This window comes from Pseudoalteromonas issachenkonii, from assembly GCF_002310795.1.
Classification (GTDB): Bacteria; Pseudomonadota; Gammaproteobacteria; order Enterobacterales; family Alteromonadaceae; genus Pseudoalteromonas; species Pseudoalteromonas tetraodonis.
The window spans coordinates 140,475-154,594 of record NZ_CP011030.1 but is presented as its reverse complement, the minus strand read 5'-3'; the positions used below and the strand labels follow the sequence as shown (position 1 = coordinate 154,594).

The following is a 14,120-nucleotide window of genomic DNA, read 5'->3' as shown; positions in this document are numbered from 1 at the left end:
TTAATAGGCTGGCTTTAGCTGCTCGCTAAAGTTAACTAAAGCTGGCCGTCTTTTTCGGTTGTTTGCATTTAGCAAACCACCAAAACTTTTAAATTTTCCTTTATTGCTACAATTAACTTACTCGTCCTTTTAGGCTATACAGCGGCTCGAGTAACCATTCAATTAATGTGCGCTGCTCTAGCATAATATCTGCCTCAAACAACATGCCGCTTTTTAGCTCAAATGCTTTACCATAAGCCTGCATTTGTTGCTGGCTAAGTGTTGCTCGCAAGCGGTATACTGGCTCTTGCAGTGCGATAGGCAAGCGTATTTCGTTTGGGGTAATGAGCGCCTTATCAATCCGGCTAATTTTGCTGTTAATAAAACCAAAGCGTTGATAAGGAAAGGCATCAAATCGCAAACGCGTATCGTTACCAAGCGCAATAAAACCTGCTGAACGTGTAGGTAATAGTAATTCAGCCACTAATTCTGAACCTTCGGGAATAATATGCAGTAGCGGTTTGGCTTGGGTGAGTGTTTCACCTTCCACCACTTGAATACCCGTGACTGTACCGCTATTACTTGCGGTGACGGTGTATTGATAGTTACTTTTAATTTGCGTAAGTTGGTTTTGAACATCCGCTTGTTGGCGTTTAAGACTATTTATACGCAACGTGTATTGCTGGGGCACGTTGGCAATATTAAAGCTTAGTTGGCTTAACTGGTTTTCTTGCTGCATCAGCAAGCGTGCTAGGTTTTGTTTTTCTTGCTTAGCATCCAACAGGGCTTGCTGTTGTTGCTCACGCTCAATATTTGATAAAAAGCCATTTTTATTAAGCTGGTTAAGGTTACTTTGTTGGCGGTTAAGTAGCGCTAGTTTTTCATCAGTAAGTTTAAGTTGGCTTTGTAATGCAGCTTGCTCATTAGTTAGTGCACGTTTTTGTGCCTGCAAGTTAAGTGACTCTTGCTTTTGTAGGGTGTGGTTTTGTGTAATTTCGTCATTAAGTAGTTGTATTTGCATACTTAGCTGTTCAACTAGCTGGGTACTCAAGGCTATGCCTTGGCTGTTATTTTGCTGCACAATAATGGTCGCCAACGGCTGACCTTTATTAACGGCATCACCCTCTTGTACAAATAGCTGCTCAATCATACCACCTTGATTAGCAAAGCTTTGGATAACCCCTTTATTAGGCATTAAAAAACCGCGCACGGTTTCTTTGCGTGAGTATTCTGCAGTGAATAAAAAGGTAATAACTGTGACAGCCACACAGGCCAAAATAAGCACAGTTAATTTTATTGATAGAGGTTGTATGAGGGTAATCGCCCCCGTTAAACGCTCACTTTGCTGAGCGATAGCTTCCTTTCTAAATAACATCCCTGAACAATCCCTGAACAACCCTGATATCGGAACACTACATCTTCAGTTACAAAAAAACAACAACAAACATACAAAAACCTTTAAAAACAGCAACAACCGAACAAAAAAAACAGCACAGTGCACATTTTTTAAACTTTCCATGCTGTTTTTTGTCGTTAGCTCGATAAAATTTTCATTGGCAAACTCAGTATTGGATTGTCAGAGTCAGCAAAATGCATCATCACTGCTACATGACCTGCAACCACCAGCGCATACATGACCGCTGAAAAGCCTTGGCCATATTTATCTAATGGCAATAAATGCGAATAATGACGGCCGCGCCATTCAAACACAATTTCCAGCGCCCCAACAAACAAAAAGAACACTAATAACATTAAACCAAAGGTGTAACTTAGCCATAAGCCAAATAACACTCCCAATAAACATACACTCAGCCCCACCCACGATCGCATTGAAAAGCTAATACTCTTTAAAACATGTCCGCCATCAAGTGGTAAAATAGGCAGTAAATTGAATAAGTTAAGCAGTGCACTAAGTACCGCAACGCCTGCAAATATTTCCATTTCTGTGGCGTAAAAAAGCACCACGCCTAGCACTGAGGTAAACAAACCAAAGGCAGGGCCCATTAGTGAGATCACCACATCTTGCCAGCGCGTAGTTATTTTATCGTCGCTAACGGCTAACCCGCCTACAAAAGGAATTAAATAAATGCCTTTGGTTTTTATCCCAAAATACTTCATAGCTCGCACATGGCCATATTCATGTACCACTAGGCAAGCAATCAGCATTAACGCAAATTCAATGGTAAACAGCCAAGCATAACCGGCCACCGATGCGCTCGCTAGCGCCACTTTAACCACCTTAGCACTTTTAAATAACTTAAAGCCTAGCGCCGCAAGTCCCAAAAAGCCTTTTTTAGATTCGCCTTGCGCCGCCACAGGTAAAGCCAGCTGAGTGGCAAACTGATTATCTACAAATAGCGCAATACTCTGTTGGTTAACGTCACTGCTATCAATACCAATTAGCTGCTCATCAAGCATAAACTCAACATAGTTTTCACGTGGATTTTCAAATGCAATCGCTTGCTGATCATGAAATATTTTTACAATTTGTTGCTTATCTAGCATAAGCGTAAACGGTTGTTCGGCTAGATTCAGATCGATTTTTATCATTGTTATATCAGTTCGCTTAATTAGGGGTGCTATTTTGAGGCAGAAAAATCCTGTCGATAGCAAGGCAAAAACTTCGTTATTTAGTTGCTCTTAAGGAGAATTTTTTAACGCAGCTCGCGTCTGACTTGCCCCTCAAAATGATTAAGTATTATTGCGGCTTGGTATTATAACCATTATAAATTATGGCGCTAGTATACCTACCCACCTAAAAAACACGAGTGAGATAGAATAATTTGTCGATTGGATTTTGCTGATATTTAAAATTTAAAACAGCAATAAATACTGACAAAAACAATTCAAGCGACTATTTTTAAAACAGAAGGATATAAATTACGACTGTTAAGTTAAGGACAACAATGCGCACAAAATTACCAAACATACTCGTTGTCGATGACTCAAAAGCCATTTTGATTGTCATGAAAGCTATTTTTAATGAACTCGAAATGTCGCAAACCACAACCACCTGCTTAAACCCAGTTAAAGCACTTGAAAAAGTAAAAGCTGATATAAACTATTTTGATGCCATATTTACCGATCTAAATATGCCAGAAATGGATGGCATGGAGCTGATCCGTAACTTAGGTGAAATAGGCTATTGCGGTGCAATTGTTATTATTTCTGAAATGGACCCTAAAATAATCAGCCTAGCCGCTGACCTCGCTAAACAGCACAATGTGCATTTAATTGGCAACCTATCTAAGCCTGTGCAACTCAATCAGGTAAATACGTTACTTACCAAAATCGCTCAGTTAAACAGCCACACACTTGTAAAAGAGCGCCCAATCACTAAAGAAAAACTAATTAACGCATTAAAAAATAATGAAATAACACCTTACTATCAACCTAAAATAAATATAAACACCAATCAAATACAAAGTGTTGAAGTGCTGGCTCGCATTGTATCAAGTAAAGACGAACGAGTTATTTTACCAAGCCGTTTTATCAGCCTGGCTGAGCAATGCGATTTAATCAATGACATTACGTTTACGCTATTTGAAAAAGCCTGTGGTGACATCAAGCAGCTAAAAGAGCAGCTAGGTACAAATTTGAAATTGTCATTTAACTTATCGCCGTGTCAGTTAGATGATTTAAACAGCCCCAATAAGTTATTACAGCTTCTACAAAAACATGATGTTTTACCCAGTGATGTGGTGCTTGAAATAACCGAGCAGCATGCCCTTTCAAGCTACACACAACTCGAAACCTTAAATAGATTAAGAATATTCGGCTTTGGGATTTCACTCGATGACTTTGGCACTGGTTTTACTAATATTAACCAACTGAAACAGCTGCCATTTACAGAAGTAAAAATAGATCGCTCTTTTATTAGCCACATAGAAACCGATAAGTTTTCTCAAGTGGTAGTCAGCTCACTGATTAATATGACAACCCAAGAGCAGCTTGAATTAGTGGCCGAAGGGGTTGAGCGCCCCGAAGAGCTGGCCTACCTCAAGCATTATCAAACAAATTTAGCTATACAGGGCTTTTTATTTAGTTGCCCAAAAGCAAAAGCTGAATTTATCTCGTGGGCCCAACACTGGATAAAAACAGCTGCTAAAACAAAAAACAGCTAACGAGATTCATTATCGTCGGCGCTGACGATATGCTCACTATCAGCTAAACGCTGGTGCCAACGCTGCTTTGCTACGGCGCGCATATTGGTTGATTGATCTCGCTCATCCACAATTTCTAAGCCCATTAACGCTTCTATCATATCCTCAAGCGTTACAATTCCTTGCACATCACCGTATTCGTCAATCACTAAGCAAATGTGGGTACGTTGGGTGAGCAATGTTTGTAATAGCGACGATACATTTTGGGTGCTCGGTACCGTATAGATAGGTTTAACTAACTTACTAATTTTGTAATCTGTGCCTAACCGATGATATGCCAACATAATATCGTTTTTATGTACAAAGCCTATGATATCGTCAGCGTCTTTGTCATAAATTAGCACTCGAGAGAATGACGACGAACCGTGTTCACTCAAGTAATGATTAACGGTAAGATCTTTATGGATTTTAAAAATGACCGTACGCGGTGTCATTAAATCGGTTAGTTTTGCATGCCTAAAGTGCAGCAAATTACGAATGATTTCTGATTCATCAGCATGAAGCGCCCCAGACTCACTACCAATGTCGGCCATTGCTTCTATTTCTTGGCGAATATAATAGGCCTCATTATGCTTTTGACCCATCAAATTAGTTAGCTTTTGTGCTGCCCAAACAAAAGGCTTAAGGACTAGTACCAAAATACGTAAACCATAAGTCACACTAGGCGTTAAAGCACGCCAATAATTAGCCCCCAGCGTTTTAGGAATAATTTCAGATAACACCAGTACCAATAAAGTCATAATTGCAGACGCAATCCCCACAGCCGCATCTGAAAACACCACGGCAGCCTGTGCACCCACGCCCGCAGCACCGGCAGTATGTGCAACAGTATTAAGTGTTAAAATAGCCGCTAATGGCTGATCGATATTACTTTTTAGCTTCTCTAGTTGCTTAGCCAGTACTGGCCGCTCTTTACGAAGCAGCGCAACATAACTAGGTGAAATGCTCAATAGCACCGCTTCCATGACAGAACATAGAAACGAAATCACAATCGCTGTAACCATGTAAACGATTAATAGTGTCACTTTTTTTCCTCTAAATTGGATATATGAGCATCATAACAATACATGCTATATTTGGCCAAATCTCCAATAATAATAGGCATAGCAATGAATTTAAGCGCACCTTGGCATCGTTACGCAAAACGTTTTACTCACTTGGCAGCCCTACTCACATTAAGTAGTTTGAGTTTAACGGCATTAGCTGCCCCACTCGATCAATCAAAAATTCAGTTTATCGGGCCTCTTGCAGAAGACATGCAAGCAAAGCCATTTCAAACACCGCATGGCGACGTGATTATCAATAATCTGCTTGCACAACTTGAATCAAACAAAGAAAGCTTTGTTGTGTTTGGTAAAAAGCACAAGTGGCAACCACTTGATAAAATTAACGCGCTTACTTTAGGCGGTTTACAAGCACTTAAATTTAATATTGAAACTAACCGATTTACTCAAGGCTCCTTAAACATTAAAGGAATAGAGCAAGGCCAGGTTTTTATTAACGGTGAGAAACAAAGTGGTGAAAACCAACGCTATCAGCTTGCTTTAAATAACGGCTCACACACCGTTATTGTCATTGCTCAACAGGTTGCTAATTGGAATGATGTCACCTTAGAGTTTGTGCCAAAAGCAGAAACTGACGCCGTGACCCTAACGACAAATAAGACCAAGCGCTTATCGGCTAAGCAATTGTTTGACGCCCCAACTATTAGCGGCTTGTCTTTGTCACCTGATGCTAAGCATTACTTAAGTACAACAAAGCGTTACAGCGATAAAACAGGCAACGACGCCATTACCACAACCGAGCTTAAAAATACTAATAACCAAACGGTATACCGATTTGAAGAAGCGCAGCCTAGCCAATTCACTTGGAGTCCTGATAATCAATTTTTAGTCTATTTACTCAACGGCGAATTAAAGCAGTTAAACCGTAAAACTTTCGCTATAAAAACCTTAGCCTCAGGCCTTGAGGGGGCAAGCAACTTTAGCTATTACAACGATAATAGTATTCTTTTTAGCTGGTCCAAATCACCTGAAAAAACCAATAGCCTCACTAAACATCATAAAGGCTTGCAAGACCGTTGGTCTTACGCCCGTACGGTTAGCCAATTATATTTACTCGATACCCACAGTGGTTTAACCAAAGCCCTGACCGAAGGCGTATTAAGCCATCAACTTGAAGATGCTAATAGCAACCGTGGAAAACTATTAATAAGTCGTCCAGTAATGGCCATGCAAGCCTCAACCCATCCAAAGACTGAGCTGGTTGAACTTACATTAAAATCCAACAGCATAAAATCGTTAGGTAAGTTTAAAACCTTTAATCAAGCGAAATATACCGCAAACAATATTTATGTTGTTGCAGGCCCTGATTTTAAAAATAGCGCAGGCAGAGTACTACCGCAAACTATGCTGGCGAATAATTATGATGGCCAGCTGTATTTACTAACCGATAACGCTAAAAAAGTAACGGCGTTAAGTAAACAATTTGACCCTGCGATTGGCACATTGGAAGTACTAAGCAATGGCGATGCGTTAATCAAAGTGACAGAAAAAGACACCCAACCACTGTATTTATATGATCTGAGTAAACAACGCTTTAAAAAGTTAGATACAGGGTTTGATATTGTAGAACAGTTTAGTTTTTCAAATACTCGCAATACCCAGCTACTGCTCTCTGGCAGTAATGCTTCAAGCGCCCAACAACTCAAGCGCTTTGACGTAAGCAAAAATAAGGTGGAGTTAATCTGGGATTCAAACCCGATTGCATATGCCAATACCACGATTCCTAAGCTTGAAGAATTTAACTTTACCAATAAGCGTGGCGTAGAAATATCTGGTCGTGTTTACTTGCCAAGTAATATTGATAAAACTAAAAAGCACCCTGCTCTGGTCTATTACTATGGTGGCACCTCACCTGTGACTCGTGGATTTACAGGGCGTTACCCTTTTAATTTATGGGCAGCAAACGGCTATGTGGTTTATGTGGTACAGCCAACTGGTGCAACGGGCTTTGGACAAACTTTTTCAGCGCAACATGTCAATGCGTGGGGCGATTATACCGCCGATGACATTATGCAAGGCACAGAGGCATTTTTAGCTAAATATGATTTTGTAGACAGAAGTAAAGTCGGTAATTTAGGGGCATCTTACGGTGGGTTTATGACGATGCTGCTTGCTACTAAAACCGATATGTTCAGCGCGTCTATTGCTCATGCGGGAATTTCAAACTTAACTTCTTACTGGGGTGAAGGATGGTGGGGATATTTATACTCAGGCGAAGCCTCTAAAAATAGTTTCCCGTGGAATAACTCTGAACTTTATAGCCAACATAGCCCAGTGTTTCATGCCGATAAAGTGACCACGCCATTACTGCTTATTCATGGTGACAGCGATACGAATGTGCCAGTAGGTGAAAGCTTAACTATGTACACCGCGCTAAAACTGCTAAATAAAGATGTTGAAATGATTGAGTACAAAGGAGCCGATCATCAAATATTTGCTCGCGATAAGCGCTTTAATTGGTGGAACACTATGTTGGCTTACTTTGATAAAAAGTTAAAAAATGAACCACAATGGTGGGATTCAATGTACGGCCAGTAGTCATTTAAATGCGCACTTAAAATAATTTATAAAAAGTGCGCAATACAAAGGTAATTTCATTATTCTTTTTTGTAATATAAAGTTACCGAAAAAAATTAAACTCTGTGTTATGCATGTAACGAATAATGCTAACATGCAAGGCTACTATTAAAAAAATAACAGACTATGGCAATTAATGTTTTATTGGTTGAAGATGACGAGCTGCTAGTAAAGCGCATCCAAAATCATTTTATAAATACCGAGTTCTCTATTGATGTTGACGCAACGGGTGCCGATGCTTTAAGCATGGTCAAAAGCCGTGTAAATCAGCGCAGTGCTATTTCCTTGGCAATTATTGATATTGTGCTGCCAAAGCGCAATGGTTTACAACTTGCCAAAGAGTTAAATACGCTCACCGATATTGGTGTTATTTTGTTATCGAGCCGTGACTCACAAGCTGATCGTATTGCTGGTCTTGCTCAAGGTGCCGATGACTATATTTGCAAGCCTGTCGATTTACTCGAGCTTGAGTTGAGAATGCGCGCTTTATACAAACGTATTGCAAACAATCAACACGACGATGACAGTGAAGAGTTTATCGAATACGCTGATTTTAAACTCCATCCAGATAACCGCACACTCATTACAGCCAGTGGGATTGAATCACGGCTCACCGAAGCAGAGCATAAAGTGCTTATTTGTTTAATCGGCAATGCCGGTAAAGCCACTTCACGTGAAAAAATATCAGAAGAAATTGGCCAGCCTGATTGGAGCCCCAACGATCGTACCGTAGACGTGTTAGTGGGTCGTTTACGTAAAAAGCTGAACGATGAGAAAGATCAAAAACGCATCGTCACCGTGCGTGGTAAAGGCTATATGCTATCTATTTAGTATTGGGTTAACTGCGATAATAAACGCTCAAACGCCCGATAATTAAGCGCTTCTTTAAGCTCATTTAAACTAATTTGTGGCGCGCCCTTTAAATCACTAATGGTACGCGCTACTTTTATCACTCTATGATAAGAGCGCGGCGATAACGCCAGCTTTTCACTTGCTCTAGCTAAAAACTGTAGCTCCGCAGCGGGTAACTCGCAGTATAAGCTCATTTCTTTGTTATTTAGCCGCGCATTCACTTTACCTTGGCGTTTTAATTGTATTGCATAAGCCGCTTCTACTCGCGCTCTCACTTCAGCACTGGTTTCTTCTGCAGTCGTACTTTGTAGCTCCACACTGCTTAGTCTAGGGAGCTCAATTTGCAAATCAATTCTATCGATAAACGGTCCTGATACCCGCGATAAATAACGCATCACTTGATCAGGGGTCGCCCGTTTATCATGATGGCACCCTGTCGGGCTGGGATTAAGTGCTGCAATAAGCTGAAACTGTGCCGGAAATTCCATTTGTCTTGCCGCGCGCGAAATCGTCACGGTTCCGGTTTCCATTGGTTCTCGTAACGAGTCCAGTACTTTGCGCTCAAATTCAGGCAGCTCATCTAAAAATAATACGCCATTGTGCGCTAACGATATTTCACCGGGTTTAGGGTTAGACGAACCGCCTACCAGCGCAACTGCAGAGCAAGTGTGATGAGGATTTCGAAATGGTCGCTGACGCCAGTTGGTTAAATCGATTGAGTGGCCAATAATGGAATACAAAGCGGCAGTATCAATGGCTTCATCATCTGACATGGTTGGCATTATTGTAGACATTCGTTGCGCAAGCATTGATTTGCCGGTTCCTGGTGGCCCTAAAAATAGTAGGTTATGTCCACCTGCGGCAGCAATTTCTAGTACTCGTTTAGCACCGGGTTGGCCTTTTACATCACTTAAATCGAGTAAAAAGTCTGGCGCTTGGGTACAGTCAGGGTAGGCAATATTCAATGGTAAAGGTTGTTGGTTGAGTAAGTCTCCCCACACCTCTTGTATAGAGCTTACCGCTTTTCGTTTTACACCGCTGACAAGGCTGGCCAAACTATCGTTTTCAAGAGGAAGAAAGCAACAACGGTTTTGCTCTTTAGCACCGAGCACTGAGGGTAAAATAGCATTCACTGCACGTATTTCACCATTAAGTGCAAGCTCACCATAAAACTCATACTTATGAATATCAGGGCAGACTATTTGCCCCGATGCGACCAAAATGCCTACCGCAATCGCAAGGTCAAACCGCCCGCCGTCTTTTGGTAAATCGGCAGGTGCTAAATTAACGGTGATACGTTGATCGGGAAATCCAAATTGAGAGTTTTCAAGGGCGCTGCGTACTCTATCCTTGGCCTCTTTAACCGATGCTTCGGGTAAGCCGACAATATGAAATGCAGGTAAACCATTCCCTAAATGCACTTCAACCATAACCTCGGGGGCATTAATTCCTACTTGTGCGCGAGAAAATATACGGGCTAACGACATTCCTTATCCTAGTTAACTGCTGTATTAAACCAGTTTAGTCAGGATATTTAAAAACATGTAATATAATCTTCCATTTAATGGCCGAAAAGCGCAGCAATAAGGTCATTAACATACTCAAGATCATCGCCACTTCCACCGTTAAAGATAGGTTTATAGCTAAGGTATACACAATACCACCAGCAATACAGGTAATAGCATAGAGCTCACCTTTGAGGAGCATAGGAATATCGCGAGCAAGCACATCGCGAATCAATCCACCAAAACAGGGGGTGATCACCGCCATAATAATAACCGTCATATCAGGCATACCGGCCAATTGCGCTTTTTGTGCTCCCATTACCGCAAAAAAGGCTAAACCAAATGCATCGGCTGTTTGTAAAACATAATAAGGAATCGATTTTTGTTTATTGATCAGTCGTGTTGTAACAAGCACTGCGGCTAAAATAGCATAGAAGTAGCTTTGATCGTGTAACCAAAACACGGGTTGATCGAGTATCACATCGCGAACAGTACCGCCGCCAATAGCCGTAACGGTTGCAAGCACAACCACACCAAAGCCATCCATTTTCTTTTCATAGGCAACCAAGGTGCCCGATATAGCAAATACCGCTACGCCAATTAAATCAAACCAGTGATAGAGTTCAGTCATAATTTTGATTACAAAAAGTTTTAAAGAGTTTAACGCATAGCATACTAAATATTCAGTAATAACACTTTCAAAAAGTAGAATTAGAAAAGAACAGCAGGTATACGTGTTAAAAATAGCGTGAGGGAATATGAATTTTAGGCATAAAAAAACACGCTTTAGGCGTGTCGATTTAATAAAACATGTTATTTCAGTGGTTGCGGGAGCCGGATTTGAACCAACGACCTTTGCTGGCTAATGAAGAACTGAGACCGACGAGCTACCCATTTCACTGAATTTTAGGCATAAAAAAACACGCTTTAGGCGTGTTGCTTTACTATAACTGTTTATTTCAGTGGTTGCGGGAGCCGGATTTGAACCGACGAGCTTTTAGACGCACTGAATTTCAGACATAAAAAAACACTCTTGTAGAGTGTCGATTTAATAAAACATGTTATTTCAGTGGTTGCGGGAGCCGGATTTGAACCAACGACCTTCGGGTTATGAGCCCGACGAGCTACCAGACTGCTCCATCCCGCGCCTGAAATTGCAGATTTATTTATAGTTGCTTACATTACAACTTGGCTTCCAATGAAAAATTGGTTGCGGGAGCCGGATTTGAACCGACGACCTTCGGGTTATGAGCCCGACGAGCTACCAGGCTGCTCCATCCCGCGCCTGTATATTTTAAGTCTATCGACTACTTAATTTAATCTCTTAAGTTAGAGTTTACAGTAACCTCAAACCTCTAGAGGAAATTGGTTGCGGGAGCCGGATTTGAACCGACGACCTTCGGGTTATGAGCCCGACGAGCTACCAGGCTGCTCCATCCCGCGCCTGTAATTTCTTTGTAACAGTATCGTGTTATTCACAAGCCTGTTTCGAAGAGAGCGCTATAATATAGGAATAAACCTATAATGCAAGGTTTTACTAATTAAAAACGTTTAAGTGAACAAAAACCCATCAAACGGCGGTTATTACACTAATCGCTGATGTGGGTTTATCATTTTTTGCCACTCCCAATCGGGATGACCCATAACAATAAAGTCTGGGTTTTCTGTGCTTTCCCTTTGGTTATAGGTCAGAGGGTTAAACTCAGCATCGGTAATACACCCCCCCGCCTCTTCAACTATTACTTGTGATGCGCCAGTGTCCCATTCACCAGTGGGACCAATTCTTAAAAAGCAGTCAGCTTTACCTTCAGCAACAATACAAGCTTTAAGCGAACATGAGCCTAAAGCCACCGTTGCAAATTGCGCATTTAAATACTGACTCACGGCTTCTATTTTTTGGCGGCGACTTACAGCCAAAGTTAAACTTTCGGGAGGCGCTACAAATATTTGTTTATCATGCTCGCCTTTACGCTTAAACGCCCCATTATTAGCGGTAGCAAAATAGGTCACGTCTTTTGCTGGCCAATGAATCACTCCCAATACAGGATGATTATTTTCTATCAGCGCAATATTAACGGCAAAGTCGCCGCTTTCTAATATAAATTCACCGGTGCCATCCATCGGATCAAGCAGCCAATAGCGTTGCCAGTGCTGCCTGTCTTCCAATGCTGGGATCGGCGTCTCTTCTGACATAATAGGAATATCGGGAGCTAGCGCTTTTAAGCCAGCAACAAGTACATCGTTTGCGGCTAAATCTGCTTTAGTAACTGGCGTATTGTCTGATTTTTCTTGTTGACCAATATCATCTTTTTTATAAATAGCCATAATTGCATCACCTGCACTTTGGGCAAGTGTTATGCATGGTTCAAGTAATTTATCCATTAGTCGCTCCTGAGGCTAAGTACTTATCTAATAATAGCAGAGCGGCAACACTACGTGCTTCAGTAAAGTCAGGTTGTTCTAATAGCGACTGCCACTGCGCAAGTGGCCATTTAACAAGCACTAATGGCTCTGGCTCATCACCTAATAGGGTTTCAGGGTATAAATCTTTAGCAAAGAGAATATGCATAGTGGCATTGAAATAACTAGGCGCCATAGTGACCGTTTTAAGTGCTTCAAAGTATTCTGCACCAAAGCCAATTTCTTCTTTGAGCTCTCGGTTTGCCGCTTGCTCAGGTGTTTCACCGGGGTCAATTAATCCTTTAGGGAAACCTAACTGATAGTCATTGGTGCCGGCGCAATACTCTCGAACGAGTAGTAGTTCGTTTTCAGCTGTGATGGGTACAATCATAACGGCTCCACGGCCACCGCCGCGAATTCGTTCATACTGACGCTCTTCGTCATTTGAAAATTTTAGTTCTAAAGACTCCACAGTAAATAAGCGACTTTTAGCGACAACATTATTACTGAGAATTTGTGGTGGTGTTGGGTGCTTTTTCTGTGTCATGGGCATCAATTTGCTATCATTGCAGTTATACTAATCATATACCCAAATGAGTATAAGATGCGAGTTTCAGTTTGAATTAAAAGCAATTTAAATGCAGAATTAATCATAAAATATCTTACCCGTAGTTAAGGTTAAATATTTATCTGGCGTTATTGAATTCGCCCTTAATATTTCATCATTGGGTATATGTTTTTAAAGTTCAATTAACAGAGCCCATTATATTTCGCTTGCAAGCATTTCATCGCAACGTAGTCATTTAACGCCTCAATTTCCACAAGGATATATCATGCTCAATTGGTCAAAAATCGATACTGTATTACTCGACATGGACGGGACTTTACTTGATTTACATTACGACACTGACTTTTGGCTCAATGTTGTTCCACAACAACATGCTCTGGCTCAAAATATCAGTTTTGAGGAAGCCCGCGCAGATATCTTAAAACGCTATCAGGCTGTGAGTGGCAAAATTCAGTGGTACTGCTCTGACTATTGGGAAGCACAGCTAAACTTACCTATTCTCGAACTAAAGCGCCAGTCTGCTCACTTAATCAAAATTCGTGAAGACGTTCCGCATTTTTTAACTGAACTTCGACGTGCAGGTAAAGAGCTCATTTTACTTACCAATGCTCATCCAGAATGCGTAATGCTTAAATTTGAACATACCGCTATTGATAATTATTTAGACGGAGTGGTGTCAACGCATGAATATGGGGTAAGTAAAGAGCAACAAAGTTTGTGGCATAAGGTTCAAGGGGATTTAGGGTTTGATAAACGCCACACATTATTTGTAGATGACAGCTTACCGGTATTAAATGCCGCACGAGAATACGGCATTGAGCATTTACTTGCGGTTGCTAACCCAAATAGCCAGCAACCACATAACGATATAACCGACTACTTAAGTGTCACCGATTACCGTAAGCTTATTTAGGGTCTGTTGATCTTTCAAGGTTAAATTTGCAGCAGTCTGTTTGGTATTTAGGCAAGGCAGAGCCTATGTGGTGTGGTTATTCCCCATAAATAGGCGATA

The 14,120-nt window shown here is 41.1% G+C and carries 11 protein-coding genes and 3 tRNA genes; 4 read left to right on the top strand and 10 right to left on the bottom strand.

Going from position 1 to position 14,120, the window contains the following annotated elements:
* Window positions 1-112: 112 nt before the first annotated feature.
* Both PISS_RS00730 and PISS_RS00725 read right to left on the bottom strand, forming a co-directional pair.
* Window positions 113-1,354 (bottom strand): beta-barrel domain-containing protein, encoded by a 1,242-nt coding sequence (locus tag PISS_RS00730; protein WP_016900067.1) that lies wholly within the window; start codon window positions 1,352-1,354, stop codon window positions 113-115.
* 158 nt (window positions 1,355-1,512) lie between these two features.
* Complete coding sequence (locus tag PISS_RS00725; protein ID WP_013463767.1) at window positions 1,513-2,529, bottom strand: metalloprotease; 1,017 nt, start codon at window positions 2,527-2,529, stop codon at window positions 1,513-1,515.
* Between the two features lie 356 nt (window positions 2,530-2,885).
* Here PISS_RS00725 and PISS_RS00720 point away from each other — a divergent pair, with 356 nt between their 5' ends.
* Window positions 2,886-4,103: an EAL domain-containing response regulator gene (locus tag PISS_RS00720; protein ID WP_013463766.1), complete on the top strand. Its 1,218-nt coding sequence runs from the start codon at window positions 2,886-2,888 to the stop codon at window positions 4,101-4,103.
* Here the strand turns inward: PISS_RS00720 and PISS_RS00715 are convergent.
* On the bottom strand, window positions 4,100-5,167 hold the full coding sequence (locus PISS_RS00715; protein WP_013463765.1) for a CNNM domain-containing protein: 1,068 nt from the start codon (window positions 5,165-5,167) through the stop codon (window positions 4,100-4,102). The genes PISS_RS00720 and PISS_RS00715 overlap by 4 nt on opposite strands.
* Before the next feature lie 84 nt (window positions 5,168-5,251).
* On the opposite strand from PISS_RS00715, the gene PISS_RS00710 reads away from it, so the two are divergent.
* Window positions 5,252-7,744, top strand: a complete 2,493-nt coding sequence (locus PISS_RS00710; RefSeq protein WP_013463764.1) for an alpha/beta hydrolase family protein — start codon at window positions 5,252-5,254, stop codon at window positions 7,742-7,744.
* 165 nt (window positions 7,745-7,909) lie between these two features.
* A complete protein-coding gene (locus tag PISS_RS00705) occupies window positions 7,910-8,614 on the top strand; it encodes a response regulator transcription factor (protein WP_013463763.1) in 705 nt (234 codons plus the stop codon).
* Here PISS_RS00705 and PISS_RS00700 read toward each other — a convergent pair.
* The 7 genes from PISS_RS00700 to nudE form a co-directional block, all read right to left on the bottom strand.
* Entirely contained in the window at window positions 8,611-10,122 is a 1,512-nt protein-coding gene (locus PISS_RS00700; RefSeq protein WP_013463762.1) for a YifB family Mg chelatase-like AAA ATPase, read from the bottom strand. The two genes, PISS_RS00705 and PISS_RS00700, sit on opposite strands and share 4 nt — an antisense overlap.
* Before the next feature lie 34 nt (window positions 10,123-10,156).
* Window positions 10,157-10,771 carry a trimeric intracellular cation channel family protein gene (locus PISS_RS00695; protein WP_024601286.1) on the bottom strand — a complete coding sequence of 205 codons (615 nt, stop codon included), beginning with the start codon at window positions 10,769-10,771 and terminating at the stop codon, window positions 10,157-10,159.
* A 439-nt stretch (window positions 10,772-11,210) separates the two neighbouring features.
* Window positions 11,211-11,287: transfer RNA gene (locus tag PISS_RS00690), tRNA-Met, on the bottom strand.
* Window positions 11,288-11,347: 60 nt separating this feature from the next.
* Window positions 11,348-11,424, bottom strand: a tRNA-Met gene (locus PISS_RS00685).
* Between the two features lie 82 nt (window positions 11,425-11,506).
* A tRNA-Met gene (locus tag PISS_RS00680) sits at window positions 11,507-11,583 on the bottom strand.
* Between the two features lie 141 nt (window positions 11,584-11,724).
* On the bottom strand, window positions 11,725-12,522 hold the full coding sequence (cysQ, locus tag PISS_RS00675) for a 3'(2'),5'-bisphosphate nucleotidase CysQ (protein ID WP_013463760.1): 798 nt from the start codon (window positions 12,520-12,522) through the stop codon (window positions 11,725-11,727).
* Complete coding sequence (gene nudE / locus PISS_RS00670; protein WP_024601288.1) at window positions 12,515-13,087, bottom strand: ADP compounds hydrolase NudE; 573 nt, start codon at window positions 13,085-13,087, stop codon at window positions 12,515-12,517. The genes cysQ and nudE overlap by 8 nt, the downstream gene beginning before the upstream one ends.
* Window positions 13,088-13,373: 286 nt before the next feature.
* Between nudE and yrfG the strand changes: the two genes are divergently transcribed.
* Window positions 13,374-14,021, top strand: coding sequence for a GMP/IMP nucleotidase (gene yrfG / locus PISS_RS00665; RefSeq protein WP_058153995.1), 648 nt, complete (start codon window positions 13,374-13,376; stop codon window positions 14,019-14,021).
* The last annotated feature ends 99 nt before the right edge of the window (window positions 14,022-14,120 follow it).